Consider the following 16,129-nt stretch of genomic DNA (forward strand, 5'->3'; position numbering starts at 1 on the left):
ATTCAATCCCAAGCTGCTGAAGTGCTTTTCGGCGCAACGAAGGAGTTACATCATGCCCGGTTTAGGTGAACTCGCATTGGGCGCAGCCCCGATCGCCGGCGGTGCATTGTTCGGTTTGGCGGCGGGCACCCTGAAACCCCCAGACGCTCGCGCGGCGATCACCAAGGATCTCGACCTCCTGGACCGGTTACCCGCAGAAGAAGTCCAGCGACGAGACCGGTTGCAGGAGAGCATCGGTCAACGTGTCGACGATCTGCTCACCGCAGCAGAACGAAACAGAAACTTGCGCCGCGCGGCCGCCTCGTATGAAGGCAATTGGCGCGACATCGGCATCTTCGTATGCGCGGCGCTGTTCACCATCGTGTGGTGGTATGTCGACCATGCGCGTGCCAACTGGCTGCCGATGTTCATCGTGATGATCGCGGTCTCTGCCCTCGCCGGTTACTACGCGGCCCGCGGGATTGTCCGAGCTTTTCAGCACCTGAATCGCGACCGGCACGCGAGCTGACGACGAAGACGAACAAGGCGCAGGGCCCTCAGAACCGCACGTGCAGGTTGTTGCTGACGAGTCTGCGCACTCCCCAGAAATAGGTGAGGAGCGGCATCGTGCACCAGAGGACATTGATGAGGACGAACTTCACCCACATCTCGACCGGCGAGGACATGCTCTCCAGATTGTTCGCGATCTCGGTGCCGAAGTAGACGGCAGGCAAGGTCACCTCGACGATCATGCCGGCCATGATCAACGACAATTGGTTGCTGGTGAAACGCCTGCCATTGCGGAAGAACTGGAACAGGGCGTAGGCCTCGAAAATCCCGACGAACAGCGCGATCCATTCCATGCAGACGATCAGGGGGTCGCCGGTCAGGTAGCGCGCATCACCGCCGAGAAGGATGGGCGCCCACATGTAGGTCCACAACGCCCCGTTCTCGACGCCCTCGACGATCTGGTCGAAGAACAGCAGCCACGGAAGTTCCCAGATGAAGCGCGGGATGAGTGCGATGAACACCCACACGATCACCATCGCACCCAGACGGTCGGCGCGCGTCCAATCCCGGCGGTCGCCGACTCGCAGCCAGGGCAGCACAAGCGCCGCCACGAAGCAGCCGACCACGACGATCACCATGATCGTCGAGGCGATGGGCTGAGGGACGCCCGCACGGGTTTCGAGGTACCAGAACACCGGGTGGATCGCGAAGAAGAAGGCAAGCACTCCAAAGAGCGACTTCTGCAGTGAGGAGAACTTTCGTCGTGCGGGAGCCTCGCCCGCACCGTCGTGTCTGATCGTCTCTGTCATGACCGATGGCCTCCGCATCGAGAGCCGCGGATGCGCGCCGCACCCCCGAGCCTTAACTTTATAACGGGTGTGATGTTATAACGGTCGATAGTTTTTCGAGGCTGAAAAGGCGGGTACGAGTACCCCAGTACCGATGAGGTACCACTGCATGAAGCACGCATTGCCGAAGCTGTGAACCGATGACAGCGAAACGATCAGCCGGTTCCACGCCACGACGCAACCTGCACAGAAGGCAGGAACGCGCCGACCGAACGCGCGAACTGGTCATCGAAGAAACCATCAAATGCATCCGCGAAGAAGGTTTCTCCGCGGCCAGCACCCGCCACATCATCGAACGAGCCGGGGTCAGCACCGGTGTCGTTCAATACCACTTCGGCGACCGGGACGGCCTACTCACCGCTGTCATCGACTACGCGATCACCGCCCTGGTCACCTCGGTCAACGATCTCGCCGACAAGGTTCAAGGCGTCGAGGATCCCGAGGACCGCATGCGCGCACTCGCCGATGCCGCCTGGCGGGTCTTCCTCAACCCCGCCAGCCTCACCGCGATGGAAGTGCTGATCGCCACGAGATCACTGCGGTCAAGACTCGGCATGGAACAACTCGTCCGCCTCCAGCCAGGACTCGAACGCATCGCTGCGCTCATCGGCACGCCTTCGCCCGACGCCGCCGCAATCACCGACCTTCTATGGTCAGCACCCCTGGGGCTCATGGTCGGCCAGATGGTCAGCGACGTTCCCCTACCGACCGAACCCCAACGTCACGCGATGGCACAGCTGCTGATCGACCACCTGAACGTCAACAAGACCGGTACCGTCAAGCGAGGCCCAAAGAGTCCCCGCAAACGCTGATCCGGCGAAGTGCAGTGACTGGTAAGCCAATTGGACTTGCACAAGCCGCCACCCACTAGCGGTGCACTCCGGTTTCTCTACCGCGGACGAAGCCGCGCGCGACCGTGCCTGCGGGCGAGCCGCCGGGCCAGCACCCGCTGCCCGGGGCCGGCCAGCTCCCCGATGGCACTGTGCCGACCGGAGACCGCCATCAGCACGGCTTCCGCCGGTCCGGTCAGCTCTGGTCCGCTGCCGTGAGTCCAGTCCAGGTCGGTCGTCGTCAGGCGTAGGCCGCGGGCGAGGTGCCACGCCGGCAGCTCAGGGGTGCGCAGGCTGTCACCCAGCACACAACGCAGGCGTTCGGCCGGGATCTGGCGCGGCAGACCGAGCGGGCGGCGGATGTCTTGATGATGGATGGTGACGTCGAGTAGCGCGAGCCGGCCCCCGAAGATCGCGGCCAGCCCCTGCGGCCGCAGCCGAGCCTGCAGCCGGTCGAGGAGTTGTTCGATACTGAGCGATGCGAGTTCGTCGACCCACACCTGATTGGCATCAACGATCCGGCCGCGGATGAGCCGGCCAAACATGCCGAGCAGACTGACCCCGTCGAAGCTCATCACGTGAGCAACCACGTCGCGCACCCGCCAACGCTCACACAGTGACTGCGCCTCCCACTGCTCGGGCGTCAGAGTCGCCAGCAGATCGGCCAGGTCTGTCCGCTCTGCGGTGGCCATCTCGAGACCGTCCACGGGACCAACTCTTCCTGACGTCTGGCCTGACTGGTCCGGAAAACGCACCCTTCGCCGCCGGAAGTCGACGTTGAGATCGGCCGACGAGGCCGTGTCACGCCTTCGCCATGTTGGCGAACCGCGACAAATGTAGTTGGTGCGCGACGGTAATCGTTCTGGTCGGACCGTTGCGATGCTTGGCGAGGATCAGGTCGGCCTCGCCGCCCCGCGGGTCGTCCCGCTCGAACGCATCGGGCCTGTTCAACAGAATCACAACGTCGCTATCTTGCTCCAAAGATCCGCTTTCACGCAGGTCAGAGAGCTGAGGCTTCTTATCTGTCCTTTGCTCTGGGCCGCGGTTGAGCTGGCTGATCGCCACCACGGGAACCTCGAGTTCCTTGGCGAGCAACTTGATGTTTCGGGAGAAGTCCGACACTTCTTGCTGCCGGGATTCGTACTTCTTGCCCGATGTCATCAGCTGCATGTAGTCGATGACGATCAGCCTCAGCCCGGCCTTCTGCGACAACCGGCGTGCCTTGGCCCGGATCTCCATCATGGTCAGGTTCGGCGAATCGTCGATATACAAAGGCGCTTCACTGATTTCGCTCATCCGCCGCGCCAGCCGCGTCCAGTCGTCGTCGCTCATCCGGCCCGAGCGCATATCGGCCAGCTTGATCTTCGCCTCCGCCGACAGCAGCCGCATGACGATCTCGGACTTACTCATCTCCAGCGAGAAGATCACGCTCGGCATCTGATGCTTGATCGAGCACGACCGCATGAAATCCAAACCCAGCGTGGAGTTGTGGGTCGGCACCATCCCCGGACCGGCCAGGTACAGATGGTCGGCGTTGGCGACCTCGACACAGCGCACCGGCACGCTGTCGACGCGCCGCACCGCCTCGATACTCCACGCCGACGAGCTAGGGCCGCCCGCCATCGCGGGCACCGGGACCCGCGCAGCGCTGATCGCGTCCGCTCCGGGCCGCAGCGCGGTGGTCACCCGCACGCCCCTGGCGGTGGGCCACTGATGGTCAGCATCCGCGACGATCACTGTGCCGTCGGAGAATTCGACCTCATAGCAAGGCCGGCCGAACATCACCTCGGTCGCCGCCACCACCCGCGTCGGCTCCCCGTCCGCCCCGAGCAGCTCGTCACCGACCGCGACGTCGCCCATCGTCGTCCAGCCCGTCGGCGTCGGCAGTGGCGTGTCCAGCGCCAGTGCCTTCCCCACACCCGGCCTGGCCGCGATGATGATCATCTGCCCCGGATGCAGGCCGTTGGTCACCTCGTCGAGTTCGAGGAACCCCGTCGGCACCCCGCGCGCCAACCCGCCCTGCGAGGCGATCGCGTCGATCTCGTCCATCGTCGGCTGCAGCAGGTCTTCGAGCGGCACGAAGTCTTCCGACATCCGGTGGTCGGTGACGTCGTAGATCTCGGCCTGGGCGCGGTCCACGATCTCGGCGACGTCGGATCCCTCGGCGCCCGCGTAGCCGTACTGCACCACCCGCGTGCCGGCCTCCACCAACCGGCGCAGCAGCGCCTTCTCCGCCACGATGCCCGCGTAGTAACCCGCGTTGGCCGCCGTCGGCACCGTCGAGATCAGCGTGTGCAGATAGGGCGCCCCGCCGATGCGACGCAGCAGCCCCCGCCGATCCAGCTCCGCGGCGACCGTCACCGCATCGGCCGGTTCACCGCGGCCGTACAGATCCAGGATCGCGTCGTAAACGTTCTGATGGGCGGGTCGGTAGAAGTCACCCGGGCGCAGCCGCTCCAGGACGTCGGCGATGGCGTCCTTGCTCAACAGCATCCCGCCGAGCACCGCTTGTTCGGCGGCCATGTCTTGCGGCGGTTGCCTGCCGAACTCCTCGCTTGCCGCCGGGACGTCGGTGCCCGAATGGCCGAGGTCGTCGACTACAGCCACGGAGCGCCTCACCCCTCCCCAAAGTTATCGAACGCAAGTTCGATGTTGACTACCGCGACTGTAGGTCACGTCTCCGACAGCGATCGCCGCTGACCGCCGCCGTGGCCTGCCGACGACATACGCTAGGCGTTGCTGAGAGGGAATCAAGCCACCCCTGTTCATGGACCTGTGGATGGAGTGTGGATATCTCTGGACAGCCATGTTGAGTCGTTGGGGAGAACCTGTGTATGAACGACTTCGTCCGACACATTCATGCAGATAGCCGCACCATAAGCCGGTGGTGATGCTGTGGATGGGAATTGCCTCGGCGTGTCGGCCCGGGTTGCCGTCTCGGGCGTGTTGCGTTACGGCCGGGGGCCATAGAGGTTAACAGCTAGTGAGCTTCGCTGTCACAAGATCACCGGGCAAAGTTCGCCGACGCACACAGCAACGACCGGGTGAAGATCGATCATGTCTTCACCCGGTCGAATTGACGATGGCGTTACTGTTCGGCGACGACGTTCAGCGACAACTCGGCGGTCACCTCGGGGTGCAGCCGCACCGTGATCGGGTGGCTGCCGAGTGACTTCACGTGAGACTTGGGCAGCTGGACCGTGCGCTTGTCCAGATTCGGCCCGCCGGCCTTCTTGATCGCCGCGACGACGTCGTTGGGCGTCACCGAACCGAACAGCTTGCCGGTGTCGGCCGCGGCCTTCACGGGCAGCTCGATCTCGCCCAGGGTCTCGATGGCCGTCTTGAGCTCGCCGGCGTGCTCGAGACTCTTGACGCTCTTGAGCTCGCGGGCCCGGCGGATCTCTTCGGCCTGCCGTTCGGCGCCGCGCGAGGCCACCACGGCCAGCCCGCGGGGCAGCAGATAGTTGCGGCCGTAGCCGTCCTTGACCTCGACGATGTCGCCGGAGGTGCCGAGGTGCTCGACCTCGGCGGTCAGAATCAGTTTCATTTCGCGTTCCGTCCTATCGCGTCGACGAACCGAACGGCAGCAGCGCCACCTCGCGCGCGTTCTTGACCGCAACGGCGATGTCGCGTTGGTGCTGCACGCAGTTGCCGGTCACGCGGCGGGCGCGGATCTTGCCGCGCTCGCTGATGTAGGTGCGCAGCAGCGCGGTGTCCTTGTAATCGATGACCTGACCCTTCTTGGCGCAGAACACGCACTTGCGGGTCTTGACCGGCTTCTCGGGCGCCGGACGTCTCTTGTTGGCCTTGGCCATGTGTCTTTCTCTTTCTGGAATCGCTGATCAGTAAGTGTCAGAACGGGGGCTCGTCGTCGCCGCCGCTGAACGAACCCGTCGCGGGGGCGCTGCCCCACGGGTCGTCGGTCTTGGTCTCGGCGCCGCCGGCGTTGCGCGGCGTCCCACTGCTGCCGAAACCGCCGCCACCGCCGCCACTGCGGCTGACCTTGTTCACCTTCGCGGTCGCGTAGCGCAGCGACGGGCCGATCTCGTCGACCTCGAGCTCCACCACGGTGCGCTTCTCGCCCTCACGGGTCTCGAACGAACGCTGCTTGAGCCGGCCCTGCACGACCACCCGGGCACCCCGGGTGAGGCTCTCGGCGACGTTCTCGGCCGCCTCGCGCCAGATGTTGCAGCGCAGGAACAGCGCCTCGCCGTCCTTCCACTCGCCGCTCTGCCGGTCATAGATGCGCGGCGTCGACGCGACGGTGAAGTTGGCGACGGCCGCCCCGGACGGCGTGAACCGCAGTTCCGGGTCGGCGGTCAGATTTCCGACGACAGTGATGATGGTGTCACCAGCCACGAGTTCCTCCTCGGCGGTTTTGTTGGCTCTTCGCGCAGGCGCTCATCGCCGGCTGCCTGTTGCGGCGAGCCTACGCAGGCTCTCCGACGTAACGCAGCGCTTCGACGACTAGTGCTTGGCTTCGACGACTAGTGCTTGTCGGTCCGCATCACCTTGGTCCGCAGCACGGACTCGTTGAGGTTGAGCTGACGGTCCAGCTCGGTGACCGTGTTGGGCTCGGCCTTCACGTCGACGATGGCGTAGATGCCCTCGGCGTGCTTGGCGATCTCGTAGGCCAGCCGGCGCCGGCCCCAGATGTCGACCTTGTCCACGGTGCCGCCGTCCTTGCGGACGACGTTGAGGAAGGCCTCCAGCGACGGAGCCACCGTGCGCTCGTCGAGAGTGGGGTCGAGGATGACCATGATTTCGTATGGACGCATGAGAACCACACCACCTCCTACGGTCTGGTACGGCCACGGACGATCCGTGGCAGGAGGGTTACCTGCGTCGGCAACCGGCCCAGGCTACAGGAAAGTGCGCTGAACTGCGAAATCGTGCTGAGGCAGGTCCACGGATTTGGTGTATGACGTCGATGATTCTTTTGTAGTGGGCCGACGGCCGGATGACAGGCACAGCAACACGGGTTTCAGCACGTGGCCGTGCAGCCGGCTGCTCTTGTCCCTCGCCTCGTCGTAGGCAGCGCGAAGGCCGGGCGAAGCCAGGGTCTGCCTGCCTCATGATCGGCGAGCCATCGCCGAAGGGTCAAGCGGGCAGCGTCGGCGCTATTGGCCGCGCAGGCCGCGAACGAAATCGGCGATCGCCGCTCCGATCTCGTCGGGACTGTCCTCCTGAAGGTAGTGCCCGCCGACGACGGTGACTTCGGTCTGATTCGGCCAGCTCCGGATGAACTCGCGGACACGACCGCGCACGATGGCGCCAGGTTCGGCGTTCAGGAACAGCTTGGGCACATCGCTTTCAGACAGCCAGTTGGCGTATTCGGTCACGATCGCCACGACGTCCGCGGGTTCCCCGTCGATCGGAACGTTGCGCGGCCATGACAATGTGGGCCGCCGGTCCTCGCCGCGATTGCGGAACGGCTCGCGGTAGTGAGCCATCTCCTCTTCGCGGAGGGTGCGCTGGACTCCCCGCGGAAGCAAGGCTTCCACGAACATGTTTTGCTCCAGAACCATTCGCTCGCCCTCGGGTGAACGGAAACCCTGAAACACCGACTTGATCGGGTCGGTCCAGTCCGCCCACGTCAACGGCGTCACCATGGATTCCATGTGCGCGATGCCTTGCACCCGGTCGCGGTGTTGATTGGCCCAGTCAAAGCCAAGCACCGAGCCCCAGTCGTGTAGCACCAACACCACGTGGTCACCGAGTTCGAGCGCTTCCCACAGGGCGAACAGGTAGTCCCGGTGCTCGGTGTAGTGATAACGGCCAGGGCCGGACGGCGTCAGCTTGTCCGAGCCGCCCATCCCGATCAGGTCGCACGCGACCAGCCGGCCCAAACCCTCGAGATGCGGTAACACGTTGCGCCACAAATACGATGACGTCGGATTACCGTGCTGAAACACGATCGCATCGCCTTCGCCCTCGTCGATGTAGGCCATTCGTTTGTCCCTGACATCACAAACCCGCAGTTCTGCATAAGGTTTCGTTCCCGGCACAGCGTTCATCTCCATTCCAACTAGGGTTCGACCGGCGTGGCATCTACCACCAGGTCCGCGGTCTCCCGCGCGACTCGCAACAGCCGCGCGGGGAATGCCTTGTGGGCGACGACGCGGGCACGCGACATGCCGCCCACACAGATACGCCTTGGCTCCCAGGCGCATTAGCTCTGGCAATTCCGCGCTTCCCGGTCGTCATTCGATGCGCCCTCACGACCGCCCTCATCGGCTCTTCTGTGGAAGCAGCAGGTCTTGCCAAGTCACCGGTCCGCCGCCGGTCCGAGCGAGGTTGGATTGCGTGTAGTACTTTCCATCAGGCCCAGCGTAGGTACCTGTATTCGCGTCGTACTCTGCGATCGCGATCGGCGGTGCAAGTGCCGTGGGCACCTGAGCCGGAATGCTAGACAGCGGCGGGTCGCCTGCTCTGGGTTGCGGCACAGGTTGTCCCGACAACGTTGCGTTCGGATCACCTTTCCAGTTGAAGCCATCATTGAGCGGCACGTATTCCTCGTTGCTCTCGCACATCTCGACGGTCGGAGCGCGTTTGCCGGGCCGTTCTGCGCAGGGCAGGTTCCGCGCACCGCGTACGTTGAACATCGAGTCCTGAGGGACCCGGCAATAGAGATAGCCGGCGGGGCGATCCGGGTAGTCGACCTCGCTGGGCGGCCGCATCTGTCGGGCCGGCAGGTATCCGGTCGTGCATGGTGGTGGAAGGTTGAGATTCAAGTTGAACGATAGATATAACCCTCTGTAATCCTGCTTCGTGTCACGGTTGGCCAGCCCCGCACCCTGTAGCGCTTCGATTCCGGCTGGTAACAACACCAAGAGCTGCTCGAGGTGCGGCTGATAGACCAGCGCCACATCGGTGATGCTGACGAGATTGGTCAAGAGAATCGGCAGGCTCGGTCGCAGGCGGTCAAAGAGCTGTCGAGCTTCGTCAAGTGCAGGCGGGCCCTCGTCAAGGAGGATACTGATCGAATTATCTTGTGCCTCCAGTTGTTCGGTGATGTTCGCCATGTTCGACGCCCACACTTGAATCGAATCCGACGTGTCAATCTGACTATCGAGAATTGGTTTGGAGTGATCGATCACAGCCGTCAGCGCGTCTAGATTGTTGCGGGCATCGCTCGCCAGGGCGGTGCTGAATCTCACGATCCGCGACAGCTCTGCGCCTAGGCCCCCGACAGCGGTGAACGACTCGTCGATAACCGTCTTCAGGTTGCCGTGGGGAATTGCTTGCAGCCCCGTATTCGCCGCACGGAGCAGCGTGTTGATGTCGGGTGGCACCGACGCCCGGTCGAGCGGGATCACGTCGCCGTTCCTCAGATGGGGTCCGCCACCGCCGCGCGGCACAAGGTCCACGAATTGTTCCCCTGCTGCGGTTTGGCTGTGCACGATGGCATCGAGATCGGCAGGAATCTTCATGTCAGACCGCAGCGACATAACTGCGTCAACCCCGGCGGCGTTCAATCGCACGGCTTCAACTCGGCCCACTTCGGTGCCGCGGTACGTGACGTTGCTATTCGTGTACAGCCCGGCTGCCGTCGGCAGGTTCAACGTGACGTGATACCGCCCGATGCCGAACAACGTGCTCGGCAGCCTGAGGTACATGAAGGTCATCACCCCGCAGGCCGACACGGTGATCACCATGAAGAAAGCCAGTTGGATCCGAACCCGTTTGCTGAGATTCATGTCAATGGCCCTGATCCCAGCGGTACGGAACAGTGAGCGGGTTGGCTGTGGTGTACGGGCTGGGCAGCTGCCCTATGGTGCGCCCCCACTGTATTTCAAGTTCGGTCAAGTCGCCTTCCCAGCGTGTACCGGTAAACAGTGCGGAGTCCATCCGGCTCAACGTCAGATCTGCGACCACGGTGATATTCGCGTAGTCGCCCCGCATCCACTTCGTCAGCGTTTCCTTGGGGAATGGAAACGTAGTGAACAAGCTCAACGACCGCGTCAGAGCCGGGCCCCCATTCGCCAGTGACTCCAGCACCGGCCCCATGTCTTTCAGCTCCTGAACGATGGCTTCTTCGGTCTGATGGATGGTGTCGGTAGCCAGGGCGTTGAACGTTCCAAGTTCCTCGACAGCCTCGATGAGCTCTTCCCGTTCGCTGTTCAACACCGCCAATGCCTCCGGGATGGTGTCGAGGGCCTTGTCGACCACCGGTCTCTGCGCGCTGAGCTGGGTCACAAGTCGATTGAGAGCGTCAGTGGCCGCGATGATGTCGCCCGTTTGATCGTTGACTCGGCCGGTGAACGTCTCCAACTGCGACATCAGACTTCGCAGGTCATCTTCTCGTCCGCCGAACGCGGTGCTGAGCGCCCTGGTGATGTCCTGGACTTGGCCGAGCCCCCCGCCGTTCAGCAACAGCGCGGCCGCCGCGAGGGTTTGCTCGGTTGAGGGATAGGCCCCGCCGGACGCTAGCGGGATGAAGGCTCCGTCGCGCAGCTTGCCTTGCGGAGCCTCATCGATGGGCGGAGCCAGTTCCAGATGCAGAGAGCCGAGCAAGCTGGTCTGGCCGACCGTAATGGTCGAATTTGCCGGGAGATTCACGTCGCCGTTCAGCCTGATGGTGACCAGCGCGTGCCATCCCTGCCGCTGGATCTTCGCGACCGTACCGACATCGACGTCCCCTACGCGGACCCGAGAATTCTGTTGGAGGTTGTTTACATCCGGCAACTGGGCCTGGATGGTGAATGCACCCGAACCTCTACCCTCCGTTCCGGGCAGCGGCACGGAGTTCAGCCCCTGCCACCCACACCCAGGCAGCGAAGTGGCGATCAGCACTAGGACCGCGGCCGCGGCGATCCTCGCGGAAGGCATCACCGTACTCCGCCTGGTGGTGCCATCATGCCCGGCAGTCCGGCAGCCGGGTCTGTCCGATATCTCGTCGAGCCCGCCTCGGACAGCGGATCGGTGGGCGCCGACACTTCGGCAAGACGTGGCGGGGAGCTGCCGATCGGGTCGAGCCTAGCCGAATTACTTTGCGGCGGAACATAGTCGGGTCGCAACCAGTCTTCGCTGTATGTGATCTCGTTTGGTCGGGCCGCCGCACCCACGAATGGGTTGACTCCGAACGGCAGGAAGTTGTATTGGCGGTTTTTTACGATTGGTGCCAGATACTGCACGCACAACTTCGCTGACTGTTCCGCGCCAAGGCGCGATGCAGCTTGTACAGCCCCGCATAGAAAGGTGATCGGGTCGCTGAAGTTGTTGGCAGCCAGTACCCCGCTGAGCGTGCCCTGCGCCGGCTGATACATATTGACCACATTGGCCAGACTCGTCGGTGCGACGTGGAGCAGCTGTTTGACGTCACCGATGCTGTCGCTCAAGGCCAGGGACACTGACGCGAGCTTCTCCGAAGCTGTCCCGATACTGTCGCGGTTCTCAGCGACAAAGGACTTCACCTCACCCACAACGGATGTCAGCTCCTCAAACGCTTCGGCAACTTCACCGGGATCGTTGGCCATGAGGTGAGTTACGGACGCCAGATTCTCGTTCAATCGGCGCATCACGTCAGTGCTGTCCCGCAGTGCTGACACCAGCGTCGAGAGGTGCTTGACGCTCGTGAAGGTGTCGTCGCTGTGCTCGCCGAGCGCTGAAAGCGCCTGCGACAACTTACCGATGCTGTCGCGAATTGCCGGCCCCTGACCGCGGAGGTTGTCGGCCGCGGTGTTGACGAATGCACCCAGGGTGCTCACACCGCCCGGCTCGGTCGGTTCCAGCGCTTGGCTCAGCCGCTCGAATTGGAGTCGGAAGTCATCCCATTCCACCGGTACCGCAGTCCGCTCCAACGGAATCACCGCATTGGTTGCGAGCGTCGGGCCGCCGCGGTACGGAGGTGTCAACTGGACGGCTCGCGCGGTCACCAGTGTTGGTGACAGGATCACCGCCTTCACGTCAGCGGGCACGTCATACCCGTCGTGAACCCAGAACGTCACCTTCACCTGTGTCGGTTCCGGTTCGATCGAGGTGATCTTGCCGACATTCACCCCACGAATTCGAACATCGTCTCCGACGAAAAGACCTTTGGTGTTCTGGAAGAACGCGACGATGTTGGTTCGGCCCATCTGTCGTGTTTTGTCAATTCCGATGTAGGCCCCTGACAACAGAGCAGAGCAGGCCAGAACTGCGGCCAGGCCGACACGGATCCGCGACTTCATTGTTGACTGTTTCCTGCGGTATCCGACCCGACCGTGATCGCTGACATTTCGGTCGGCACCCGACCGGCACCCGGCTGTTCGTCGGGTGCTGCCTGATGAGGCGCCGGCGACACGGCCGGTGGTCCGGGTGGTGGGCCGCCAGGCGCGGGCGGTGGCAGCGGTTCACGGTACGGGTAGCGTGGATCACCCACGTTGCCGGTGATCGCCTCGGGGAGGGTCATATTCGGTTCGCCACCTTGTCCGGTGCGTGGATACGGTACCGGCATCGCGGGCGTACCGGGTTGGCCGGTTTGCGGATCATGGCGTTCGGACGGCGCGAGCACGTGAGGATCCAAACCGAGGTCCGAGAACGCCGCATCCACGAACGGCTGCACGAACTGGCCGGGAAGCAGGTTCGCGAGGTAGGCCTTGAAAAAGGGCCCCGACGACACTGATTCCCCGAGGGCCATGACATAGTCGCCGAGGCCCTTGATCGACTTTTGTACCTGCGCCTTGCGGTTGTCGATGATCGCCAACACCCCGTTCAGTTTTTCCAAGGCTGGTTTCAACGTGTGACGGTTCGTTGCGATGAGCTCCCGGATTTGTCGTGCCATTTCAGCGATGTTTCCTGAGAGCTGGTCCAACCCCTTGCTCTGAGTACGAAGCTCTGCGAGCAGTGCGCTGCTGTCGTGAATGAGCCGCACGACGTGGTCGGACCGTTCAGCCAATACTCCGGTCGCCTTGCGTGCGTTGGTGAGCAATTCCCGCAGTTGCGCATCGCGCGCGTTCAGCGTCTCCGAAAACCGTGCCACGCCCTCAACCGCCATCTTCAGCTGGGGCGGCGTGTCGGCCAGCGTCTCGCTCAGGGTCTTCAACGCGGTCGACAACTGGTCGGTGTCGAGGCCGCTGATTGTCGCCGTGAGATCGCCGACCGCATCCGGCAATTGGTACGGCGATGTGGTCCGCTCAATCGGAATTCTTTCAGCCAGGCGTCCGTCGCCGCGCGGTGTAACGGCCAACACCTTGTTTCCGAGAAGGCCAATTGTCTTGATGTCCGCCTCCGTGCCCACGCCGAGGCGGATATCGTCGGCAACAGTGAATTCGACGAGCACACCCTCGGGTTGGAGGCTGATGTGTCCCACCTGACCTGCCCGAAACCCCAAAACCTGGACCGGGGCACCGGTGGTCAGCCCCCCGAGATCGTCAAAGATCGCTGAATAGGATCTGCTCGAAGATGTGAAAGGAAGCTTGCTGTAGTTGAAAGCCCCCACCGTTACTGCGATCAGCATCGTCACTCCGATCACTCCGATCATCGCGCGATTGTGTTCTCGTAGAGGCTTCATCGTGGGGCGCACCTGCCCGTATCTTGGCCCGCCACCTTGACGTAAACAGGCTGGCCGCCTTTGCCATTCAGCTTCAGCACCAGATCGCACAGATAGAAGTTGAAGAAGTCGCCGCTCATCGCTTGCCTGCCCAGCACCCGATACGCATCTGGCAGTGTGTTTAGTAGATCATCGAAATATTCATGGTCTACGAGGACAGCGCCGGCCGCACGGTCCGTCTCACGGACGGTCTTGTTCAGTGGCTCCCGCGCATGGCTGAGAAGGTCGGCGAGCGTGCGGGCGCCCTCGCCGGCCTTCGCCAGGCCGGCGCTGATGGTCTTCTTTCGGCCCTGTAGCCCGTGGATCAGATCGGAGAGTGACTCGACCGCCTCACCGAACTTCGCGCTGTGACCACCCAACGACGCCAGCACCGTGTTGAGGTTGACTACAACCTGCCCGATCAGTTCGTCTCGGTCGGCGAGAGTGTTTGTCAGCGTAGCTGTTTGCTCCAGTATCGACCCGATCGTGGGGCCCTGGCCCTGAAAGGCCGCGATAAGCTGACTGGACAATGCATTGACGTGCGCGGGGTCCAGCGCGTGAAAGAGTGGCCGGAAGCCGCCGATCAGTGCATCCAGGTCCAAAGCCGGTGCGGTCCGATCGAGTGGGATCGTGTCTCCGGGAGCCAGTTTGGTGGTTGCACCGGTGCCCTCTTCCAGAGCCAAGTACCGCCCCCCGATGAGATTGTCGTAGCGAATGACCGCCCGGCTTCCTTCTGTCAGCACCACAGAGCTGTCAGCGCTAAATTTGACCAGCGCGGTGGAGTCGTCGCGGATCTTGACTTGCTTGACCTTGCCCACTTCGACACCGGCGATACGAACGAAGTTGCCGTTCTCAAGGCCGGTGACTGAGGTGAAGATTGCGTCATAGGTCTCCTCTTCCTGAAAGCGCAACTGTGCGAATATCGCGATCAATCCGAATGCACCGAGCGCACACACGACGACGAAGATCGTCAGGCGTACTACAAGTCCTGACAGACGGTGTCTCAACTGAACTCACCTTTTCGTCATGCTGGTTCTAGGATTAATTCACTTCAAGGTCATGGCGGCGGTGTTACTGAAGATGCAGGCTCCGACGGTGAAACCGGCGCCTCCGGGGAGGGGGTGCCGGGCGGTGACGCTTCCGGGTTGATCGCAGCGCCGTGAGCGTCGTGATGCGGCGCGCCGTACAGAGGTGCTCCCGGGAAGGTGATCGGCCCCGGGGCAGGACCCCCTGGGTACCGGATGCTCGGCGGTTCAGGCACCGCACGTGTGACCGGAAAGTAGTTCGCCCAACCGGGGAATCCGATTCCAGGATTCGGACGGATGTCCAGACCCGTGCCGAAGCCCGTGTTGGCCACCAGGTAGCGCACGGGCCAGTTGTCCGCGACGTCGGGTAGCGAACCGCAGCCGGGCTGGCCTCCCGGTCCCCCCTTCGCGGCGTTGATGGGCAAGTCGTCCGGGTACCGGTACGGATCGTCGCCCAGCAGCAATGCCGCATCCATAACGGCTGACTTACCGTTGCCACCGATGTAGTCCATGGCGCCTTTGTCGAGGGCAGTCTTGGCGCCGAGGATCATGCATGTCAGTCCCGGGTTGTATTTCATCAGAAGGTTCGTCGTCGGCTCCAACTGGTTGACTGTCTTCACGAGGTTGTCTTTATTCGGGCTCAACAGGTTTGTCCCGCTACTGGAGAATCCGGCCAGACCGATCAACAAGGAGTCGAGCTGCTTGGCTTGGTTCGTTATGGTCGTGCTCGTCGTGCTGGCCGCCTTCAATGTGTCGAGGACATCCTGTGCGGCGGCGGCGTAGGTGTCACTGACTCCCGCCAGTGAGCGCCAAGTCTCACGCATGGTGTCGGTGCGCGAATTGAGCTCCAGAAGGATTTCATTGGCGGCCGTCGTCGCTCTCCCCATGCGATCGCCTTGGTCTCGAACTCCTTCGGCCAGCGCCGAGAGCACTGCATTGAGTTTGGCCGGCTCGATCTGTTTGATGAGGTCGACCAGATTCTGGAAAACGGTGTTGACCTCAACGGCGACATTCTGTGACCTCAACACCGCCCCGGCCGACAACCGCTCGGGGCTGGGCTGGCGAGGATAGACCAACTCCACGAATTTCGTTCCGAACAAGGACGTCGCGTCGATGCGTGCCTCGACATTGGCGGGAATGTGCTTGATTTGCTTGGGATCGATGTCCAACCGAAGACCTACCTGGCCGGAACCACCGGATATGCCGGCGACGCGTCCAACCTCCACTCCACGCATCTTCACTTTTGCGTACGGCTCCATGACAAGACCCGAGCGCTCTGCGGCGAGAGTCACCGGAACGCTGGGCGTGAAGGACTGGTTGAACGCGGCGACACAGATCGCAGCTGCGCCCGACAACGCCGCAACCAACATGGCGGCGAACCACTCGGATGCGATTCGGGGTGTCCTTCGCCAAGTTGTCATCACG

Annotated in this window: 16 protein-coding genes; 2 read left to right on the forward strand and 14 right to left on the reverse strand. The window is 62.9% G+C overall.

Going from position 1 to position 16,129, the window contains the following annotated elements; all coding sequences use genetic code 11:
* The first annotated feature begins 52 nt into the window (after positions 1-52).
* Positions 53-508 carry a hypothetical protein gene (locus ABQE89_RS05510; protein WP_448414932.1) on the forward strand — a complete coding sequence of 152 codons (456 nt, stop codon included), beginning with the start codon at positions 53-55 and terminating at the stop codon, positions 506-508.
* A gap of 28 nt (positions 509-536) precedes the next feature.
* On the opposite strand, the gene ABQE89_RS05515 is transcribed toward ABQE89_RS05510, so the two are convergent.
* A complete protein-coding gene (locus tag ABQE89_RS05515; RefSeq protein WP_448414934.1) occupies positions 537-1,298 on the reverse strand; it encodes a hypothetical protein in 762 nt (253 codons plus the stop codon).
* Between the two features lie 179 nt (positions 1,299-1,477).
* Between ABQE89_RS05515 and ABQE89_RS05520 the strand changes: the two genes are divergently transcribed.
* Entirely contained in the window at positions 1,478-2,149 is a 672-nt protein-coding gene (locus ABQE89_RS05520) for a TetR/AcrR family transcriptional regulator (RefSeq protein ID WP_448414936.1), read from the forward strand.
* 77 nt (positions 2,150-2,226) lie between these two features.
* Here the strand turns inward: ABQE89_RS05520 and ABQE89_RS05525 are convergent, their stop codons facing one another.
* The 13 genes from ABQE89_RS05525 to ABQE89_RS05585 form a co-directional block, all read right to left on the reverse strand.
* A complete protein-coding gene (locus ABQE89_RS05525) occupies positions 2,227-2,874 on the reverse strand; it encodes a maleylpyruvate isomerase family mycothiol-dependent enzyme (RefSeq protein ID WP_448414938.1) in 648 nt (215 codons plus the stop codon).
* A 94-nt stretch (positions 2,875-2,968) separates the two neighbouring features.
* On the reverse strand, positions 2,969-4,774 hold the full coding sequence (gene dnaB / locus ABQE89_RS05530; protein WP_448414940.1) for a replicative DNA helicase: 1,806 nt from the start codon (positions 4,772-4,774) through the stop codon (positions 2,969-2,971).
* A gap of 481 nt (positions 4,775-5,255) precedes the next feature.
* Positions 5,256-5,714: a 50S ribosomal protein L9 gene (gene rplI / locus ABQE89_RS05535; RefSeq protein WP_448414942.1), complete on the reverse strand. Its 459-nt coding sequence runs from the start codon at positions 5,712-5,714 to the stop codon at positions 5,256-5,258.
* Positions 5,715-5,727: 13 nt separating this feature from the next.
* Complete coding sequence (gene rpsR, locus ABQE89_RS05540; RefSeq protein WP_448414944.1) at positions 5,728-5,982, reverse strand: 30S ribosomal protein S18; 255 nt, start codon at positions 5,980-5,982, stop codon at positions 5,728-5,730.
* A gap of 37 nt (positions 5,983-6,019) precedes the next feature.
* Complete coding sequence (locus ABQE89_RS05545) at positions 6,020-6,526, reverse strand: single-stranded DNA-binding protein (protein WP_448414945.1); 507 nt, start codon at positions 6,524-6,526, stop codon at positions 6,020-6,022.
* 128 nt (positions 6,527-6,654) lie between these two features.
* Positions 6,655-6,945, reverse strand: a complete 291-nt coding sequence (gene rpsF, locus ABQE89_RS05550) for a 30S ribosomal protein S6 (RefSeq protein ID WP_448414947.1) — start codon at positions 6,943-6,945, stop codon at positions 6,655-6,657.
* A 342-nt stretch (positions 6,946-7,287) separates the two neighbouring features.
* Positions 7,288-8,184 carry a haloalkane dehalogenase gene (locus ABQE89_RS05555; protein WP_448415272.1) on the reverse strand — a complete coding sequence of 299 codons (897 nt, stop codon included), beginning with the start codon at positions 8,182-8,184 and terminating at the stop codon, positions 7,288-7,290.
* Between the two features lie 213 nt (positions 8,185-8,397).
* Positions 8,398-9,867, reverse strand: a complete 1,470-nt coding sequence (locus ABQE89_RS05560) for an MCE family protein (protein WP_448414949.1) — start codon at positions 9,865-9,867, stop codon at positions 8,398-8,400.
* A gap of 1 nt (position 9,868) precedes the next feature.
* Entirely contained in the window at positions 9,869-10,999 is a 1,131-nt protein-coding gene (locus ABQE89_RS05565; RefSeq protein ID WP_448414951.1) for an MCE family protein, read from the reverse strand.
* Entirely contained in the window at positions 10,999-12,339 is a 1,341-nt protein-coding gene (locus ABQE89_RS05570; RefSeq protein WP_448414953.1) for an MCE family protein, read from the reverse strand. The genes ABQE89_RS05565 and ABQE89_RS05570 overlap by 1 nt, the downstream gene beginning before the upstream one ends.
* Positions 12,336-13,661, reverse strand: a complete 1,326-nt coding sequence (locus ABQE89_RS05575; RefSeq protein WP_448414955.1) for an MCE family protein — start codon at positions 13,659-13,661, stop codon at positions 12,336-12,338. Before ABQE89_RS05575 ends, ABQE89_RS05570 begins: the two co-directional genes overlap by 4 nt.
* The gene (locus ABQE89_RS05580; RefSeq protein WP_448414957.1) at positions 13,658-14,686 is read right to left on the reverse strand and encodes an MCE family protein; all 1,029 of its coding nucleotides are present in this window, start codon (positions 14,684-14,686) and stop codon (positions 13,658-13,660) included. The genes ABQE89_RS05575 and ABQE89_RS05580 overlap by 4 nt, the downstream gene beginning before the upstream one ends.
* A gap of 50 nt (positions 14,687-14,736) precedes the next feature.
* Positions 14,737-16,125: an MCE family protein gene (locus ABQE89_RS05585; protein ID WP_448414959.1), complete on the reverse strand. Its 1,389-nt coding sequence runs from the start codon at positions 16,123-16,125 to the stop codon at positions 14,737-14,739.
* Between the last annotated feature and the right edge of the window lie 4 nt (positions 16,126-16,129).

The sequence above is a fragment of the Mycolicibacterium sp. XJ1819 genome, assembly GCF_053483675.1.

What these genes read in the sequence shown, in the direction of transcription:
- ABQE89_RS05510 (WP_448414932.1), top strand. Translation starts at nt 53, where the DNA reads ATGCCCGGTTTAGGTGAACTCGCATTGGGCGCAGCCCCGATCGCCGGC.
- ABQE89_RS05515 (WP_448414934.1), bottom strand. Translation starts at nt 1,298, where the DNA reads ATGACAGAGACGATCAGACACGACGGTGCGGGCGAGGCTCCCGCACGA.
- ABQE89_RS05520 (WP_448414936.1), top strand. Translation starts at nt 1,478, where the DNA reads ATGACAGCGAAACGATCAGCCGGTTCCACGCCACGACGCAACCTGCAC.
- rplI (WP_448414942.1), bottom strand. Translation starts at nt 5,714, where the DNA reads ATGAAACTGATTCTGACCGCCGAGGTCGAGCACCTCGGCACCTCCGGC.
- rpsR (WP_448414944.1), bottom strand. Translation starts at nt 5,982, where the DNA reads ATGGCCAAGGCCAACAAGAGACGTCCGGCGCCCGAGAAGCCGGTCAAG.
- rpsF (WP_448414947.1), bottom strand. Translation starts at nt 6,945, where the DNA reads ATGCGTCCATACGAAATCATGGTCATCCTCGACCCCACTCTCGACGAG.
- ABQE89_RS05555 (WP_448415272.1), bottom strand. Translation starts at nt 8,184, where the DNA reads ATGAACGCTGTGCCGGGAACGAAACCTTATGCAGAACTGCGGGTTTGT.
- ABQE89_RS05560 (WP_448414949.1), bottom strand. Translation starts at nt 9,867, where the DNA reads ATGAATCTCAGCAAACGGGTTCGGATCCAACTGGCTTTCTTCATGGTG.
- ABQE89_RS05565 (WP_448414951.1), bottom strand. Translation starts at nt 10,999, where the DNA reads ATGCCTTCCGCGAGGATCGCCGCGGCCGCGGTCCTAGTGCTGATCGCC.
- ABQE89_RS05570 (WP_448414953.1), bottom strand. Translation starts at nt 12,339, where the DNA reads ATGAAGTCGCGGATCCGTGTCGGCCTGGCCGCAGTTCTGGCCTGCTCT.
- ABQE89_RS05575 (WP_448414955.1), bottom strand. Translation starts at nt 13,661, where the DNA reads ATGAAGCCTCTACGAGAACACAATCGCGCGATGATCGGAGTGATCGGA.
- ABQE89_RS05585 (WP_448414959.1), bottom strand. Translation starts at nt 16,125, where the DNA reads ATGACAACTTGGCGAAGGACACCCCGAATCGCATCCGAGTGGTTCGCC.